The following is a 16,704-nucleotide window of genomic DNA, read 5'->3' as shown; positions in this document are numbered from 1 at the left end:
ACGCTCTCGGTGCGAGTGCAACTTGGTGCAGTGCCGCAATCGCATCCAGGTTTGAACGGAGAGATCGGCGTGGCGGATCAACTCGGACGTTTCGCTTGGTACGAACTGCTGACCACGGACGTCGCGGCGGCGGGCGCATTCTATCGCAAGGTCGTCGGCTGGGGCGTGACGGATGAATCGACTCCGGAACTGCCTTACACGGTGGTTCGTAGCGGCGGCACCCCGCTGGGCGGCCTTATGGACATCCCGGAAGAGGGGCGGAGATCAGGGGCAACGCCGAGATGGATGGGTTACGTCGCTGTCGACGACCTGGACGGGGCTGCCGCGCAGATCAGGCGTCTCGAAGGCACGATCTTTGTGCCGCCGACCGACACCAATATTGGCCGAATAGCAGTCGCTGCCGATCCGCAGAAAGCGACGTTCGGGCTGATCGAGAAACCGACATATGGCCGATGGAAACCGGGCCGGCTGGACGAGCCCGGGCGCGTAGGCTGGCATGAGCTATTGGCCGCCGACCGGACCGTGATCTTCGATTTCTACAGAGAACTATTTGGTTGGCAGAAGGCTGACGCTCAAACCGATCCAGCGGACTGGTACCAATTGTTTTCGGCGGGGGGGCAAACGGTCGGCGGCATGCTGACGAAACTTTCGAGCGTAGCGCAGCCATGTTGGCTGCATTACTTCAATGTCGACGACATCGGCGCTGCGACGAAGCATGTGAATGCTGGTGGAGGCCGGATCCTCCAGGGTCCGATCGAATTGCCTGATGGCTGCTGGATCGCACGATGTGTGGATCCCCAGGGCGCCCTGTTTGCACTGCAGGGTGCCGGGGGTCATGCAGGCATCGAGCCATTCTCGGCCTCGGAAGTCGGGTGGTCCGCCAAGTGGGGCGGCATCGCCTCCCAGGGGAGAATTGTGCTGCCCAAGCCGAAGCGCTAGCTGCTGCGGCGTTCGTCCGGCGCTGGCGCGACCCTGCAATAACCCGCGCCCGGAGCAGGGGAGGCCTGCGCGGGGCCGATCCGGGCCGTTTCGGGGCAAGTTCCCGTTGCGCGCGCCCAGCCCGTGCGCTATCCGGCCGGAAAGGCCTGAGGCGGCTTCCATTTTTCCGCCCGGCTGACCCAACCGAGGACGGAAACCGCCATGCCAGCCTATCGCTCCCGCACCACCACCCACGGCCGCAACATGGCGGGCGCCCGCGGCCTCTGGCGCGCGACGGGCATGAAGGATGCCGATTTCGGCAAGCCGATCATCGCGGTCGTCAACTCCTTCACCCAGTTCGTGCCCGGCCACGTCCACCTCAAGGACCTCGGCCAGCTCGTTGCCCGCGAGATCGAGCAGGCCGGCGGCGTCGCCAAGGAATTCAACACCATCGCGGTCGATGACGGCATCGCCATGGGCCATGACGGCATGCTCTACAGCCTGCCGTCGCGCGAGCTGATCGCCGACAGCGTCGAATACATGGCCAACGCTCATTGCGCCGACGGCCTCGTCTGCATCTCCAACTGCGACAAGATCACGCCCGGCATGCTGATGGCCGCGCTGCGGCTCAACATCCCCGCCGTGTTCGTCTCGGGCGGCCCGATGGAGGCCGGCAAGGTCACGCTGCAGGGCAAGACCAAGGCCGTCGACCTCATCGACGCCATGGTGGCGGCCGCCGACTCCAAGGTCAGCGACGAGGACGTCAAGGTGATCGAGCGCTCGGCGTGTCCGACCTGCGGCTCCTGCTCGGGCATGTTCACGGCCAATTCGATGAACTGCCTCACCGAGGCGCTCGGCCTCGCGCTGCCCGGCAACGGCACGGTGGTGGCGACCCACGCCGACCGCAAGCGCCTGTTCGTCGAGGCCGGCCACACCATCGTCGATATCGTGCGCCGCTATTACGAGCAGGACGATGCCTCCGTGCTGCCGCGCAACGTCGCCAACTTCAAGGCGTTCGAGAACGCGATGACGCTGGATATCGCCATGGGCGGCTCGACCAACACCGTGCTGCATCTGCTGGCGGCGGCCCATGAAGGGCAGGTGGAGTTCACCATGCAGGACATCGACCGGCTGTCGCGCCGCGTGCCCGTGCTGTGCAAGGTCGCGCCATCGGTCGCCGACGTCCATGTCGAGGACGTGCATCGCGCCGGCGGCATCATGGGCATTCTGGGCGAGCTCGACCGCGCCGGCCTGATCGACACCTCGGTCTCGACCGTGCACGCGCCGACCATGAACGACGCGCTGGAGCGCTGGGACATCAAGCGCTCCAAGAGCGAGTCTGTCCGCACGTTCTTCCGCGCGTCGCCCGGCGGCATTCCGACCCAGGTCGCCTTCAGCCAGGAGCGCCGTTACGACGAGCTCGATAGCGATCGCGAGAAGGGTGTGGTCCGCAACCTCGAGCATGCCTTCAGCAAGGATGGCGGTCTCGCCGTGCTCTACGGTAACCTCGCGCAGGACGGCTGCATCGTGAAGACCGCGGGCGTCGACGCCTCGATCCTGAAGTTCTCCGGCCCGGCACGCGTGTTCGAGAGCCAGGACGCGGCCGTTGAAGGCATTCTGGGCGGCAAGGTCGTCGCCGGCGAGGTCGTGGTCATCATTTACGAAGGTCCGCGCGGCGGCCCCGGCATGCAGGAGATGCTGTATCCGACCAGCTACCTGAAATCGATGGGCCTCGGCAAAGCCTGCGCGCTCGTCACCGACGGACGCTTCTCCGGCGGCTCGTCCGGCCTCTCGATCGGCCATCTGTCGCCGGAAGCGGCCGAAGGCGGCAACATCGGTCTGGTGCGCACCGGCGACCGCATCGCCATCGACATCCCGAACCGCAGCATCAGCCTGGAGGTCTCCGATGAGGAGCTCGCCAAGCGCCGCGCGGCGGAAGAGGCCAAGGGCGATGCCGCCTGGCAGGCGACGGGCCGTAAGCGCAACGTCTCGACCGCGCTTCAGGCTTACGCAGCACTCACCACCAGCGCCGCACGCGGTGCGGTGCGTGAGGTAAAGCGGCGCACGAAGTAAGCGCTGTACCGTCCGCGCCTCGCGCGCATGGTCAACAAGTTCTGAACGGCCGGCGAAAGCCGGCCGTTCGCATTAAGGATGCCTCGACGAAGTTCGGCAACTCGGGATGTTGCAGCGTATACTGCTCGCGACCTTCGCAAATCCATTTTGGGCAACTGGGGCACCACCACAATGTCTCGTACTCTCGCTATCGTTATCTCAACAGTCGTCGCCGCGATTTCCATGACGAGCGCGGCCTCTGCCGGCTGCTACAATTGCTACGCGCCGCCGCCGTGCCAGACCTGCTACCAGCAGCAATACGTGCAGCCGCAATACCGCACCGTCGACGAGACCGTGATGGTGTCGCCCGGCGCAACCGTCGCACACCGCACGGCGGCGCAGTACCGCACCGTGATGGTGCCGCAGACCGTGATGGTGGCACCGCCGAGCGTCCAGTACGAACGCATCCCGCCGCAATACGCCACGCGCCAGCGCGTCGAGATGGTTTCGCCGGGGTATTCCTATTACGCGCCGGTGCAGATGGGCTGCGCGTCCTGCGGCTACTGAGCCAACGCAGCGACGAAGAGTTTCGGGCGGCGCTCCTTTGGGGGCGCCGTTTTCTTTTGAGGCAGCAAACGAGGCCCGGAAATGGACGCGAATCCAACCGGGCCTCGCAACCAGCGACGCCCTGGGCGGTGTCGCCAGTGTCCGGGATTGCTGAGGGGCGGCGTGTGTCGGCGGCCGACATGTTGCGAAGCTAGACGAACAGGCTGACGCTCGCCTGACAGATCGCGCGCGGCGGAAAATTCAGGCTTGGGGTGAGGGCGCGCGTTTGGAGGTGCCGGTACCAACGGACGGTGGCGCGACGCGCCGCCGCCATTTCTCTCGATGCTGGAGCTCTCGTGCCGGCCGCGTATTAGGACAGCTTCAATGCCATGTGAATTACACCGGGTTCGCGGGTCGTTGCTGGCTTGAAGCCAAACTTGTCGAAGACGCGGAGCATCGCCGCGTTCTCCGGTAACACTTCCGCGGTCAACTCCGTCAATCCGGCCTCGCGGGCGATAGCGATCAGATGGCGCGTCAGCAGCCCGCCAACGCCACGTCCCTGCCAGGCATCGATCACGACGAAAGCTGCTTCGGCCCGTCCAGGCTCGAATATGACATAGCGACCACCGCCGATGATCATGCTGCGGTTCGCCTCTTCCGTGCACGCAACCAGCGCCACGTGGTTTCTGAAATCGGGTTCCATGAAGAAAGCGCGCTCCCGTTCGGAAAAATGACGCTTCGTCACAAAGAAGCGGCGTTGGAGCGATTGAGCGCTGGTCTCCTCGAGCGCGGCAAGCATGTCGGGCTCGTCCTCGGGGCGAAGCGCCCGGATATCGACCAATCGTCCGTCGCGAAGTCTCTCCTGGCGGCTGTAATTTGCGGCATCCGGCACTTGAGCTCTCCCGCGGCCCGATTGCGGCGCGCCCCCGCGGGGCAGTTGGTCGATCCCGATTGACGCGAACACCGTCGCCAACCGTTGACCTAAATCAACGTCAGCGACCGCCGACCTTAATTGAATGACCTCGCGCGACGACGAGGTCGAACATGGCGATCAAAGACTTAAAGCTGCCTGATGGCCCAATGTCGGGGCTGGTCGCCTCGGCCGTGGAATACATGGTCGATGCGGGACAGCGCAGCGTCCTGTTCCTGGACATCATGCGCCAGCGCGGCGACCAGTACCGCGAGCACGTCGCCCAGACCGCGCCGCACGTCCTGCAATATGCCGCCGAACTGATCACGGACGGCCGGAAGCTGGACGAGCCCGTCAACTACGCACTGGTGCGCATCATTCCGCCGAAGGATGTTGAGATCGACATGAGCCGGCGTCCGTTCATCGTGGTCGATCCGCGCGCCGGCCATGGACCCGGCATCGGCGGCTTCAAGGCCGATAGCGAGATCGGCGTCGCCATGAAGGCGGGGCATCCCTGCTACTTCATTGGCTTCCTTCCGGAGCCGATGCCCGGGCAGACCATCGAACGCATTGCACGCGCGGAAGCCATCTTCATCGAGACCGTCATCAGCCGTCATCCGGACGCTGACGGGAACCCCTGTGTGATCGGCAATTGCCAGGCCGGCTGGGCCGTCATGATCCTGGCGTCACTGCGGCCGGAACTGTTTGGGCCGCTGATCATCGCCGGTGCACCGCTGGCCTACTGGGCAGGCGTGCACGGCAAATACCCCATGCGCTATTCCGGCGGCCTGCTGGGCGGAAGCTGGCTCACGGCGCTCACGAGCGATCTCGGTGCCGGCAAGTTCGACGGCGCCTGGCTGGTGCAGAATTTCGAGAACCAGAACCCGTCGAATACGCTCTGGACCAAGCAGTACAACGTCTACTCCAAGGTCGATACCGAGGCGGAACGCTATCTCGATTTCGAGCGCTGGTGGGGCGGACACGTCAATCTCAATGCCGAGGAAATCCAGTTCATCGTCGACGAGCTCTTCATCGGCAACAATCTCGCAGCCGGCAAGATCGATATGTCCGATGGCCAGAAGGTCGATCTGCGCAACATTCGCTCGCCGATCGTGGTGTTCTGCTCCAAAGGCGACAATGTCACCCCGCCGCAGCAGGCGTTGGACTGGATCCTGGACTGCTACGCCGACGTCGACGAGATCAGAGCTTATGGCCAGACCATCGTCTATACCGTTCACGAGAGCATCGGCCATCTCGGCATCTTCGTATCCGGCGGTGTGGCCAAGAAGGAGCACGCTGAGTTCTCCAGCAACATCGACCTGATCGACGTGCTGCCGCCAGGACTCTACGAGGCCACGTTCGAGGCCCGTGGCAACGAGACGCTCAATGCGGATCTTGCGGTAGGCCAGTGGGTGATGCGCTGCGAGGCCCGCACGCTGGATGATATCCGCGCGATGGGCGGAAATTCGCCCGAGGACGAGCGGCGCTTTGCTGCGGCCAAGCGTGTCTCGGAGCTCAATCTCGCTGCTTATCAGAAATTCATGCGGCCGTGGGTGAAGGGCATGGTGACGCCCCAACTCGCGGAATGGGCCCGCAACATGCATCCGCTGCGGCTGCAATACGAGGCGTTCAGCAGCCAGAACCCCTGGATGTCCACGGTCAAATCGGCTGCCGATCGTGTCGAGACAGACCGCAAGCCGGCTTCAAAGGACAATCCATTCCTGGCATTCCAGGAACAAATGTCGAAGCAGATCGTGCACACGCTGGATAGCTGGCGCGATGCGCAGGAGGCGCTGAGCGAGGCCGTCTTCCTCAACCTCTACGGCTCGCCGCTGCTCCAGGCCGCGGTCGGCGTCGACCCTAATTCCGTGCCCTCGCGCCACCGGGAGATGTCGCAGGAGCATCGCGCCATGCTCGCGGCACGGATCGCCGAGCTGAAATCGCACATCGCTGAGGGCGGGCTCCGCGAAGCGGCGCTCCGCGCGCTGCTTTATGTTGGCTCCGCACGCGGCATGGTGGATGAGCGGAGCATCGAGGCGTTGCGGCAGGTTCGGCGTGACCATGCCGGCGCCCGCATGACGCTGTCGGAATTCAAGAAGCTGGTGCGTGAGCAGTTCTTCATGCTGCTTCTCGATCGCGAAGGTGCTCTCGCTGCGATCCCGAAATTGTTGCCCGACGACACCAACCAGCGGCGTGCGGCCTTCGTGGCGATGCGCGAGGTGCTATCGGCGAGTGAGGACATCACCGGCGAGCGGGCCAATCGCCTGAAGCGCGTCGCCGCGCTCTTCGGTCTGGACGGAGAGGGCGAGTTGACATCGAACGTCGCCCCTTTCGATCCCAAGGCACGGGCGTCGTAACGCGGATTGGCAGGATCGGGAGTGACATCATGTCGGCCGACACGACGCAAACCCAGCCCGGCAGCAAGTACGATAGGTTAATTGCGGCGGCGAAGAGCGCGCCGCCAACGTCGACCATCGTGGTGCATCCTTGCGACGAGACCTCGCTGCGCGGCGCCATCGATAGCGCAAGCGCCGGCATTATCCGGCCTGTGCTCGTCGGGCCCGAGCGGAAGATCAAGGATACTGCCGCCCGGTGCGATATCGATGTGTCCGGCTTCGAGATCGTTGATGCCGCGCACAGCGACGAATCCGCGGCCAAGGGCGTCGAGCTCATCCATGCCGCCAAAGGCGAGCTGTTGATGAAGGGCAGCCTGCACACCGACGAATTGATGCGCGCCGTCACCGCCAAGACCGGAGGCTTGCGCACCGACCGACGTATCAGCCATGTCTTCGTGATGGATGTGCCTGCCTATGCAGAGACCATCTTCGTGACGGATGCGGCGATCAACATTTTCCCCGATCTCGACGCCAAACGCGACATCATTCAGAACGCGATCGACCTCTACAACCAGGCAGGGTTCGGCAAGACGCCGCGGGTGGCGATTCTGTCTGCCGTCGAGACGGTGACCTCGAAAATCCCTTCGACCATCGAAGCCGCGGCCCTGTGCAAGATGGCCGATCGCGGCCAGATCACCGGCGGCATCCTCGACGGCCCGCTGGCTTTCGACAATGCCATCGATCTCGAAGCCGCGCGGATCAAGGGCATCACATCCGAGGTCGCCGGCCGCGCCCAGATCCTGATGGTTCCGGACCTTGAGTCCGGCAACATGCTCGCCAAAAATCTCGCCTATTTCGCCAAGGCCGATGGCGCCGGCATCGTGCTCGGTGCGCGCGTGCCCGTCGTGCTGACCTCGCGCGCGGATTCGCCACGTGCGCGGATGGCGTCCTGTGCCGTCGCCGCGCTCTATGCTCGTGCCCGGCGCCAGAAGGCGCCGACGGTTGCCGCGTGATCGCCATGGATACGATCCTCGTCGTCAATGCCGGCTCGTCCAGTGTGAAGTTTCAGGTCTATGCGATCGAAGGCGACGGTGCGCTTCGTCGTCAGATCAAGGGACAGATGGACGGTATCGGCAGCCGACCGCGGCTGCGGGCAAGTGGCCCGAGCGGCGATCCGATGGCCGATCGGGCCTATCCGATCGAGGCTGTGCCTGATGTTCCGGCGGCGATGGCCGTTGCCGGCGACTGGCTGCGCGACGAACTTCGCGTCACGCCGATCGCGGTCGGTCACCGGGTCGTGCATGGTGGGCCGGACTATTCGCGGCCGGTACTGATCGACCACGGCGTCGTGGCCCGTCTCGAACGATTTGTGACCTTGGCGCCGCTGCACCAGCCCCACAATCTGGCGCCGATCCGTTCGCTGCTGGCGAATTTCCCGACGCTGCCACAGGTTGCCTGCTTCGACACCGCATTTCACCGCACGCATGATGCCGTCGCCGACCATTATGCCATTCCCCATCAACTTCATGCCGAGGGTGTCAGGCGTTATGGTTTTCATGGGCTGTCCTACGAATATATCGCCCGGACGCTGCCGGGCGTGGCGCCCGATATCGCGAAGCGGCGCGTGATCGTTGCCCATCTCGGCAGCGGCGCGTCGATGTGCGCGCTCAAGGACGGACGCAGCGTCGAGAGCACCATGGGTTTCACAGCGCTCGATGGCCTCCCGATGGGAACGCGTCCAGGGCAGATTGATCCCGGCGTGGTGATCTATCTCATCTCCGAGAAAGGGATGTCCGCCTCAAACGTGCAGAACTTCCTTTATCGCGACTGCGGATTGAAGGGGCTCTCCGGTGTCAGCAATGACATGCGCGAGTTGGAGGCGAGCGCCGACCCCAAGGCGAAGCTCGCCGTCGACTATTTCGTCTACCGGATCGGTCTCAGTGCCGGCATGCTCGCGGCGGCCTTGCAGGGCCTCGACGCTTTCGTCTTCACGGCCGGGATCGGCGAGAATTCGGCGAACATTCGCGCGCGCGTGGTCGAGCAGCTCGGATGGCTCGGCGTCACGCTAGATCCCGTCGAGAACGCGCGTAATTCCAGACTGATCTCGCGTTCCGACAGCCGCATCCCCGTCTACGTCGTGCCGACCGACGAGGAACTGATGATCGCACAGCATACGCTGTCGCTGTTGATGAACGGACAATCGACCAATCCAAGGCCAGAGAGGGTGTCATGATCCCCGTGTTCCCGGATACAAAGGTTGCCCTGAAGGGCAAGAAGGGCCTCGTCGTCGGCATCGCGAACGACCAGTCCATTGCCTGGGGGTGTGCGAGGGCATTTCGTGCGCTTGGGGCCGATCTGGCCGTCACCTACCTCAACGATCGTGCCAAGAAGCACGTCGAGCCGCTCGCGCTGGCGCTGGAGGCGCCGATCTTCATGCCGCTGGACGTGATGACGGAAGGGCAGACCGAGGCGGTGTTCGAGCGGATTACGAAGGAATGGGGACAGCTCGATTTCCTGCTGCATTCGATCGCCTTCTCGCCGAAGGAGGCGCTCCATGGCCGCGTGGTGGACGTCGGCCGCGATGGCTTCCTTAAGACGATGGACGTCTCTTGCTGGTCATTCCTGCGCATGGCGCATCTCGCCGAGCCGCTGATGAAGAACGGCGGCACGATGTTCACCATGACCTACTATGGCAGCCAGATGGTGGTGGAGAACTACAACATCATGGGCGTGGCGAAAGCGGCGCTTGAAGCGGCCGTCCGCTACGCGGCCGCTGAACTTGGTCCAAAGGGGATCCGCGTGCACGCGATCTCGCCCGGCCCGCTCGCCACCCGCGCGGCGTCAGGTATCCCGGAGTTCGACGAGCTCATGGACAAGGCGCAGTCCAAAGCGCCGGCGCGCAGCCTGGTCAGCATCGACGACGTCGGCAATGCCACCGCGTTCCTGGCGCTTGATGGCGCCAAGCTGATCACCGGGGGCGTTCTCTATATCGATGGCGGGTATCACATCATCGACTGACCGCCCTCAGCGATAGTGCAGGGCGATCAGCTCGGCGACACAAGCGGGCTTCTTGCCGCCCTCGATCTCGATCACGAGATGATAGTTGACGCGCAAGCCGTCCGGCGGCACGTCCTCGGTTTCGGCGATGGTGACGCGGCCGCGGAGCTTTGAGCCTGCCGGCACCGGCGCCAGATACCGGATGCGGTCCGCGCCATAGTTCAGCGTATTGCGCAGCCCTTTCAAACCCATCACGGATCGAATGAACAGTGGAGCAAGCGAGAGCGACAGCAGGCCGTGAGCGATGGTGGTGCCGCCGGGCGCTTCCTTCCTGGCGCGATCCTGATCGACATGGATCCATTGCTCGTCACAGGTTGCCTCGGCGAATTTATTGATCCGATCCTGGGTCACTTCGATCCAGTCGCTCGCGCCGATCTCGGTGCCGACCGCGGATTTGATCTCGTTGAAGTCGCTGAATATCCGCATGGTCGTGACCTCGTCAGATCGTCATTTCCGGGATGTTGTCAGGAATGACCAATTCGGCCTCTGTCACCGCCATAACCTCGCCAACGCTGACCCCTGGAGCGGTCTCGAGCAGCGTCGCCTTGCCGTCCGCAAAACCGATAACCGCCATGTCGGTCACGACCAGATGGACCGGGCGCGCCGAAGTCAGAGGCAAGTTGCATGTCTTGACGATCTTCGACTTGCCCTTCGCGGCGTGTTGCATGGCGACGATGACCCGCTTGGCACCGCTGACGAGGTCCATCGCCCCGCCCATGCCCGGCACCATCTTGCCCGGGATCATCCAGTTGGCGAGAAGCCCATGCGCATCGACCTGGAGGCCGCCGAGCACGGTGACGTCGACATGGCCGCCGCGGATCAGTCCGAACGACATCGCACTGTCGAAGGTCGCCGCACCCGGGAGCGCGCTGATAGGGCGGCCGCCGGCGTCTGTCAGTGTCGGATGCGCCATGCCTTGTTCGGGAATCGGCCCGGTGCCGATCAGTCCGTTCTCCGACTGAAAGAAGACTTTCAAATCGGCCGGAACGTAATTCGCAACCAGGGTCGGAATGCCGATGCCGAGATTGACAAGGTTTCCGCTCTTCAACTCCCTGGCGACGCGTCGGGCGATGATGATCTGCGGGTCCATGATCTCACCCGTTGGTAATGAGGTAATCGACGAGCGGCGCCGGGGTCACGACGTGATCGGGCGCGATGACACCGACGGGCACGATGTTCTCTGCGGTGACGATGACCGTGTCGGCAGCCATCGCCATGACCGGGTTGAAATTGCGGGAGGTCAGTGCGTAAGCGAGATTGCCGAGATAGTCGGCGAGAAACGCGTGAACCAGCGCGTACTGCGCCCGCAATGCCGTCTCCAGCAGGAACGGCTTGCCATCCACCTCGATCTGACGCTTGCCTTCGGCAACCAGCGTTCCGACGCCAGTCGGCGTCAGCACCCCGCCGAGGCCACATCCGCCTGCGCGAATGCGTTCGACGAAGGTGCCTTGCGGCACGAGATCGACGGCGATCTGGTTCGCGAGCATCTGCTGCTGCGCCTTCGGATTGAGGCCGATATGCGTTGCCGTCAGCCTTGAGACCAGCGCAGCGTCGAACAGCTTGCCGACGCCTTTGCCGGGGGTGGCAGCGTCATTGCAGATCAGCGACAGGCCGGTCTTGTTCTGGCGCACGAGTTCGTCAAGCAGGCGCTCCGGGGTTCCGACGCCCATAAAGCCGCCGACCATAACGCTCGCACCGGCCGGGATCATCGCAACGGCTTCTTCGACGGAAACGGCCTTCATGGGCGGAACTCCGGTCGGAGGTGCAGGTGAATACTGGATCGATGTTGGGGGCGGGCAGACTCTCGGCCTTGATCTGCGTCAAGGTTGCCGGGTCATTCGCGCAGGTCAACGCCGACGCCTGCTAGGGTCTCGTGCCAGAGCCTGCGCACCTCGGCGTGCCGCCGTTCGAGCGTCGCGCTGACGGCGTCCCGGAAAGGTAGGAGGTCCGGGCCCTTCAGGAACAGAATCTGCGCCTGCAACAGCCGGCCGCTCTCGAACTCGATGCGGCGCAGCGCCATCACAAAGGGATCGTTCGCGTTCGCTTCCGTCGGCAGCAGGGCCGCCGGCCGGATCCCGGCATGGACCGCATGTGCGAGCGTCGCGAGGTGAATGGTCTGCGCGCGGGTGTGATCGGCGATGCCGTCGATCAGGGCGGGGAGCCAGGCCATCTCCCAGGATGCCGCCATCGGGCCCAGCGCGAGGTCCGGGACCCAGGCGGTCGCGCGCATGAGAAGCGAGACGATCTCGCTCTCGCGATAGAACTGCGCGTTCAATTCGGTCTGCCAGGCGGCATCGAATCTCGCGGGCAGGGCGACCGCGAATTGCCGTGCCAGCGCACCATGCGCAGAAACCAGGAATGCGGCGACCCGCGTCTGCTGGCGCGGCGGCACGCGCCCGTCGGCTTGCAACGGTCCGAAGAACGCGCTCATGTCGCTGGCCTCAGGACCGGGATCGCGCGCAGATGGTCATAGCCGGCGGGAAACGGGGAAAAGTCTCCGCCGGCATCTTCCGGCGCGATCAAGACCTGCTTGTTGCCCTGCCAGCGGCCGGCCATCACGTCCTCGGCGAAGCGCGCCAACAGGTCGGCTGTTAGTGCGGCCTTTTCGAGTGTGAAGGCGTGATAGGCCCTCGGGATGATGACGAGCGCACTGTCGGGAATTTCCACACGCAACGTCTCGTGCAACGCCCGCGGCGTGAGGAAGTCGAACTCACCGTTCAGGATCATGGTCGGGACGGATATTGAGGAGAGCTGCGGCGTCAGCGGCTTGAAGTCGAGGAAAGACTCCATCAGGTTCTGAAGGGCGTACACGTCGTTGACCAGCCAGCCCTGCCGCTTCACGCTGTCGAGCTTGTCCAGCAGCGGCTTCAGCCACTGGTCGGACAGGTTCATCGGCAGCAGCAGATCCTGGAGGTAGCCGGTGCCGCCCAGGATGAGGCCGGTGCGCAAGGCGTTGCCGATCAGAAGCAGTTGTGGCGAAAGCTCGGCAAAGCAACTCATCGGCACAAGGCCCGACAGCCGCGCGCCATGCTCGATGGCATAGCGCAGCGCGATCAAGCCACCGAAACTGATGCCACTGAGGAAGACCGGACTGTCGCCAAGTTCGCCGATCAGGCGATGCAGCACGGCGATGTGGTCGTCCTGATCGATGAACAGCGCGGGCTTGTCGGAGGCGCCCTGGCCGAGCAGGTCGAAGGTAGCGACCCGGAACCGCCGTGCGATCAGCGTGTCGCGATACGCGCCCCAAAGCTCGGAATACTGCGTCAGACCGTTGACCAGCACATAGGCAGGCGCATTCGCCGGTCCGTCGAGCTCATAGCGGATACGATATGAGCCATGACTGAGGAAGGGCATTGCGGGGACCGGCCAGCGTGACGATGACCACGATCCTCAACGCAGGCTCAAGGATTCCATTGAGCTAAATCAAACCTCAGGAGGAGGTGCAGCCTAGCGTTCGCGCAAAATACCGCCAGGAGGGAGTTCGTCATGAACGGGAGAAGCGCACTCAAGCGTTGCTTCGTTAGCCTGATCCTGTTGCTGGTCGGCACCGCGCTCGCGGTCGCCCAGCCATTCACGCGGCGCTCGTCGCAGATGCAGCATGACGGGCTCAAAAAGACCTATGAGATCGCGAACTTCCGGCTTGGCGGCAAGTACGACCTGGCCAATCCCTCCAAATGGGAGAATGGCGGCGAGGGCGGCGTGACGCTGGAATCGCTCGGGGCAGGCAAGCTGCGTACCGGATACATCGCGGTCGGCAACGCGCGGCGCAATGCCGCCGGTGAGATCACCAACGCGGTCGTGATCAATTCCTATTATTCCGGCGATTCCACCGATATGTACGAACAGTGGGTCAAGGGCGCGGCCCTGTCGGGCGGCGTCCCGATCATCGGCCCCGGACGGCCGATCGACACCGACCGCTACTACGTCATCATGGTCGACCCGCTGGGCACGTGGGGCGCAAGCAAACCGTCCGACGGCCTCGGCATCAAGTTTCCGCAGTACAGCTACTACGACATGGTGCAGGCGAACTACCGCCTGCTGCGCGACGAGTTGAAGGTCGCGCGTGTCGCGCTTGTCACGGGCGTCTCCATGGGCGGCACCCAGACCTATGTGTGGGGGGTCATGCATCCCGAATATATCGGCGCCCTGATGCCGATCGGCGGCACCACGCAGTCGGACGGTGAAGACCCCGTCGGCAACTGGACCTTCCAGATGATGATGGCCGCGATCGAGGGCGATCCGGTCTGGCAGGCGACCAAGGGTGACTACTACAATCTGCCCAAGGAGAAGCACCCTATGCCGGGTGTGGCGTTCGGCTGGTCGATCCTGGGCATGACGGGCTACGACTTCGGCTTCCGCACGACCCAGAACTGGGCCGCGGTCCAGCCCGAGATATTCTACTGGAATCCGCCGAACGAGAAGGCCGGTCTGAGCGTCACCAACCGTGCCAAGCTCTATGACGCCGTCGATCTCGTCTGGCGCAACCGGGTCGGTGAGACCCATAACGTCAATCCCTATCTCGGCCGCATCCAGTCGCGCACGCTGGTGATGCACATCACCAACGATCTCTGGCTGAACTTCAAGCTGGCGCAAAAAGCCGTGGATCGCGTGCCGGGCGCGGACCTGATCGCGCAGGAGAGCCCGGTCGCCCATTACGGCGTGTTCCCGATCATCAACCAGCGCAAGAACGATCCGAAGTTCGTCGCCTTCATGGACGACGTCGCGGCCCTCGATCGCGCGGGGATGTTCGTCGACAAGAATTATCGCGTACCGGGCGTCGCCGAAAACATCGATCCGAGCAAGTCCTTCTGGAAGGACTTCGTGACCTATCCCTATCCGGTCAAATACGCCAACGCCAAGGACAAGATCGGCAACACCTGGCAGATCGGCTACATGGATGAGTATGCCGGCACCGACAAAGATCCCAAGGTCCTCGTCATCATCCACGGCAAGGGCGCATTCGGCGGGCACTATGGCAACATCATGCAATATGCGCTGCGGAGTGGCTTGCGTGTGATCGTGCCGGACTTGCCGAACTACGGCATGTCCGGGCCCGGTAATCTCGACAAGAGCCCGGCGCGCACCATGCAGGATATGCGCGAGGTCATCTACGACCTCGTCGTAAACCAGCTTGGCGTCAAGAAAGCCTATTATCTCGGCCACTCGCTGGGCGGCCAGTTCGTCACGGGGTACGCCCTGACCTGGCCAGATGCGGTGCAGGGCCTCGCGCTCGAAGCACCGTCCGGACTCGAGGAATACCCGCGCGACATTACGATCGCGAAAGACAAGAAGGCACCTCTGTTCCAACCGGGACTCGGTCGCGACTTCGACAAGTGGAAGCAGATCTGGGACCAGACCGGCATCCTGGCGGCGGAGAAGGCCCGCGACGAGCAGAGCATTCGTGACTTCTTCTACTTCAAGAAGCGCAACCCCGACACCGGCGTGGTGTCGGCGGCGAAGAGCGGCTACTTCTTCAGCGACAGCGAATATGCGCGCTTCCATACCGAGCAGCGCGTCGGGCTTACCAAGGGCAACCCCAAGGAGCTCGAACAGTGGTGCAACGTCTTCATCTTCGACATCTACACGATCGGAGCCGAGCTCCAGCAGGATGATCCGAAGAACCTTTACGAGCGGGTTACCCAGATCAAGGCGCCGATCTTCCTCGCTTTCGGTGACAAGGAGCCGTTCATCCCGACGCCGGCTTTCAACGGGCTGACCGATCTCGGACGCGACGTCATCACGCCGTTCATGACGCGCATGACCAATGCGGGCAACCGGCCGATTCTGAAAATCTATCCGGAGACCGGGCACTTCATCCATACCGACAATCCGGTGGAATATTCCGCCGACGTCGTGGACTTCGTCACGAAGGGAACCGTCGACACCTCATCGCCCCTCGGCACAGATCGCATGATCAAGGGTTCCGTGGTATCCGCCCTGCCAGTGGCGCCAACACCTCCCGGTGCGGCACCAACCGCCGGTCTCAACAAATAGGATCGGTCTATGCCACGGGTGCAGGCGGGTGAAATCGAGCTTGGCTGGCGGGAGTGGGGCCGAGGCGAAGTGACCGTCGTCTTCATCCATGGCAATCTCGCCAGCAAGGACTGGATCGAGCTGGCTGCGCCCTTGTTTCCAACGGGCCTGCGCGTCATCGCCATCGACTGGCGCGGCTGCGGGGACAGCGACCGGCCGAAGCCTGCCGCCGATTATTCGAACTACTCCATGCAGCAGCATGCCGAGGACATGCTGGCGGCACTCGATATGCTCGACATCGGTTATTGCCATCTCGCGACGCATTCGACCGGCGGCATCATCGCTGCCCGCATGCTCTTGATGCAGCCGCAGCGTTTCGGGCGCGTGTTCGCACTCGATCCGGTGACGCCGCTCGGCATGACTTTCAATGCCGACCAGATCGGTCTGTTTCGGGCGATGATGGCGAGCAAGGATCTGACACGGACGATCATGGCGACCGCGGCGTCCTCGCTGTTCGTGCCCGAGAGCATGGCGCCGAATGCCGTGCCTCGATTTCGGGAGGGATTGAAGGATATCCAGGCGTTGTTCGACCGCATCATCGAGCAGACCTTTGGCGTCTCCGAGGGCATCTGGATCGGAACGCCGGTCAACCTCACGAAGGAAAGAGAGAGCAGAGAGCTCGAGCGCCGCATGCCGGAGCTGAAGCATCCGCATCTGGTGCTATGGGGCGAATGGGACGGCTGGATTCTGCCAGCCGATCTTCACGTCATGGCCGGTGCGATGCCGGATTGCCGTCTCGTGATCGTGCCTCGCGTCGGGCACTCGATGAATCTCGAAGTACCCGCGCTCTACGCCGGCTATTTCGGCGCTTGGTTCGGAGGACTTACCGCGTAACTGCTAACACCTGAAGGG

The 16,704-nt window shown here is 63.5% G+C and carries 15 protein-coding genes; 9 read left to right on the top strand and 6 right to left on the bottom strand.

What is annotated here, in order from left to right; genetic code table 11:
- Positions 1-69 precede the first annotated feature (69 nt).
- The 3 genes from J4G43_RS27225 (at position 70) to J4G43_RS27215 (ending at position 3,537) form a co-directional block, all read left to right on the top strand.
- Entirely contained in the window at positions 70-939 is an 870-nt protein-coding gene (locus J4G43_RS27225) for a VOC family protein (RefSeq protein WP_225005158.1), read from the top strand.
- A gap of 201 nt (positions 940-1,140) precedes the next feature.
- Complete coding sequence (ilvD, locus tag J4G43_RS27220; protein ID WP_085401525.1) at positions 1,141-2,991, top strand: dihydroxy-acid dehydratase; 1,851 nt, start codon at positions 1,141-1,143, stop codon at positions 2,989-2,991.
- A 222-nt stretch (positions 2,992-3,213) separates the two neighbouring features.
- Positions 3,214-3,537 carry a hypothetical protein gene (locus J4G43_RS27215; RefSeq protein ID WP_085401524.1) on the top strand — a complete coding sequence of 108 codons (324 nt, stop codon included), beginning with the start codon at positions 3,214-3,216 and terminating at the stop codon, positions 3,535-3,537.
- A gap of 349 nt (positions 3,538-3,886) precedes the next feature.
- On the opposite strand, the gene J4G43_RS27210 is transcribed toward J4G43_RS27215, so the two are convergent.
- Complete coding sequence (locus tag J4G43_RS27210; protein WP_208086859.1) at positions 3,887-4,408, bottom strand: GNAT family N-acetyltransferase; 522 nt, start codon at positions 4,406-4,408, stop codon at positions 3,887-3,889.
- A gap of 152 nt (positions 4,409-4,560) precedes the next feature.
- Here J4G43_RS27210 and J4G43_RS27205 point away from each other — a divergent pair, with 152 nt between their 5' ends.
- From J4G43_RS27205 to fabI, 4 genes are read left to right on the top strand one after another with little or no spacing between them, the layout of a single operon-like run.
- Positions 4,561-6,783 carry a DUF3141 domain-containing protein gene (locus J4G43_RS27205; protein WP_208086858.1) on the top strand — a complete coding sequence of 741 codons (2,223 nt, stop codon included), beginning with the start codon at positions 4,561-4,563 and terminating at the stop codon, positions 6,781-6,783.
- Positions 6,784-6,812: 29 nt separating this feature from the next.
- Positions 6,813-7,775, top strand: coding sequence for a phosphate acetyltransferase (locus J4G43_RS27200; protein WP_208086857.1), 963 nt, complete (start codon positions 6,813-6,815; stop codon positions 7,773-7,775).
- Between the two features lie 5 nt (positions 7,776-7,780).
- Positions 7,781-8,995 carry an acetate/propionate family kinase gene (locus J4G43_RS27195; RefSeq protein WP_208086856.1) on the top strand — a complete coding sequence of 405 codons (1,215 nt, stop codon included), beginning with the start codon at positions 7,781-7,783 and terminating at the stop codon, positions 8,993-8,995.
- Positions 8,992-9,780, top strand: a complete 789-nt coding sequence (gene fabI, locus J4G43_RS27190) for an enoyl-ACP reductase FabI (protein WP_071913861.1) — start codon at positions 8,992-8,994, stop codon at positions 9,778-9,780. The genes J4G43_RS27195 and fabI overlap by 4 nt, the downstream gene beginning before the upstream one ends.
- Before the next feature lie 6 nt (positions 9,781-9,786).
- Here the strand turns inward: fabI and J4G43_RS27185 are convergent, their stop codons facing one another.
- From J4G43_RS27185 to J4G43_RS27165, 5 genes are all read right to left on the bottom strand, one after another.
- On the bottom strand, positions 9,787-10,245 hold the full coding sequence (locus J4G43_RS27185; RefSeq protein ID WP_208086855.1) for a MaoC family dehydratase: 459 nt from the start codon (positions 10,243-10,245) through the stop codon (positions 9,787-9,789).
- 13 nt (positions 10,246-10,258) lie between these two features.
- Positions 10,259-10,909 (bottom strand): 3-oxoacid CoA-transferase subunit B, encoded by a 651-nt coding sequence (locus J4G43_RS27180; protein WP_208086854.1) that lies wholly within the window; start codon positions 10,907-10,909, stop codon positions 10,259-10,261.
- 4 nt (positions 10,910-10,913) lie between these two features.
- On the bottom strand, positions 10,914-11,561 hold the full coding sequence (locus J4G43_RS27175) for a CoA transferase subunit A (protein WP_063983266.1): 648 nt from the start codon (positions 11,559-11,561) through the stop codon (positions 10,914-10,916).
- Positions 11,562-11,653: 92 nt separating this feature from the next.
- A complete protein-coding gene (locus tag J4G43_RS27170; RefSeq protein WP_208086853.1) occupies positions 11,654-12,250 on the bottom strand; it encodes a hypothetical protein in 597 nt (198 codons plus the stop codon).
- A complete protein-coding gene (locus J4G43_RS27165; RefSeq protein ID WP_208086852.1) occupies positions 12,247-13,173 on the bottom strand; it encodes an alpha/beta fold hydrolase in 927 nt (308 codons plus the stop codon). Before J4G43_RS27165 ends, J4G43_RS27170 begins: the two co-directional genes overlap by 4 nt.
- Positions 13,174-13,305: 132 nt before the next feature.
- Between J4G43_RS27165 and J4G43_RS27160 the strand changes: the two genes are divergently transcribed.
- Positions 13,306-15,813, top strand: a complete 2,508-nt coding sequence (locus J4G43_RS27160) for an alpha/beta hydrolase (RefSeq protein ID WP_208086851.1) — start codon at positions 13,306-13,308, stop codon at positions 15,811-15,813.
- Between the two features lie 9 nt (positions 15,814-15,822).
- Complete coding sequence (locus tag J4G43_RS27155) at positions 15,823-16,686, top strand: alpha/beta fold hydrolase (protein ID WP_208086850.1); 864 nt, start codon at positions 15,823-15,825, stop codon at positions 16,684-16,686.
- Positions 16,687-16,704 lie beyond the last annotated feature (18 nt).

The sequence above is a fragment of the Bradyrhizobium barranii subsp. barranii genome, assembly GCF_017565645.3.
GTDB lineage: Bacteria > Pseudomonadota > Alphaproteobacteria > Rhizobiales > Xanthobacteraceae > Bradyrhizobium > Bradyrhizobium barranii.
Note: the sequence above shows the minus strand (reverse complement) of the source record. Positions and strands in the feature narration are given on the sequence as shown.

What these genes read in the sequence shown, in the direction of transcription:
- ilvD (WP_085401525.1), top strand. Translation starts at nt 1,141, where the DNA reads ATGCCAGCCTATCGCTCCCGCACCACCACCCACGGCCGCAACATGGCG.
- J4G43_RS27215 (WP_085401524.1), top strand. Translation starts at nt 3,214, where the DNA reads ATGACGAGCGCGGCCTCTGCCGGCTGCTACAATTGCTACGCGCCGCCG.
- J4G43_RS27205 (WP_208086858.1), top strand. Translation starts at nt 4,561, where the DNA reads ATGGCGATCAAAGACTTAAAGCTGCCTGATGGCCCAATGTCGGGGCTG.
- J4G43_RS27200 (WP_208086857.1), top strand. Translation starts at nt 6,813, where the DNA reads ATGTCGGCCGACACGACGCAAACCCAGCCCGGCAGCAAGTACGATAGG.
- J4G43_RS27195 (WP_208086856.1), top strand. Translation starts at nt 7,781, where the DNA reads ATGGATACGATCCTCGTCGTCAATGCCGGCTCGTCCAGTGTGAAGTTT.
- fabI (WP_071913861.1), top strand. Translation starts at nt 8,992, where the DNA reads ATGATCCCCGTGTTCCCGGATACAAAGGTTGCCCTGAAGGGCAAGAAG.
- J4G43_RS27185 (WP_208086855.1), bottom strand. Translation starts at nt 10,245, where the DNA reads ATGCGGATATTCAGCGACTTCAACGAGATCAAATCCGCGGTCGGCACC.
- J4G43_RS27180 (WP_208086854.1), bottom strand. Translation starts at nt 10,909, where the DNA reads ATGGACCCGCAGATCATCATCGCCCGACGCGTCGCCAGGGAGTTGAAG.
- J4G43_RS27175 (WP_063983266.1), bottom strand. Translation starts at nt 11,561, where the DNA reads ATGAAGGCCGTTTCCGTCGAAGAAGCCGTTGCGATGATCCCGGCCGGT.
- J4G43_RS27170 (WP_208086853.1), bottom strand. Translation starts at nt 12,250, where the DNA reads ATGAGCGCGTTCTTCGGACCGTTGCAAGCCGACGGGCGCGTGCCGCCG.
- J4G43_RS27165 (WP_208086852.1), bottom strand. Translation starts at nt 13,173, where the DNA reads ATGCCCTTCCTCAGTCATGGCTCATATCGTATCCGCTATGAGCTCGAC.
- J4G43_RS27160 (WP_208086851.1), top strand. Translation starts at nt 13,306, where the DNA reads ATGAACGGGAGAAGCGCACTCAAGCGTTGCTTCGTTAGCCTGATCCTG.
- J4G43_RS27155 (WP_208086850.1), top strand. Translation starts at nt 15,823, where the DNA reads ATGCCACGGGTGCAGGCGGGTGAAATCGAGCTTGGCTGGCGGGAGTGG.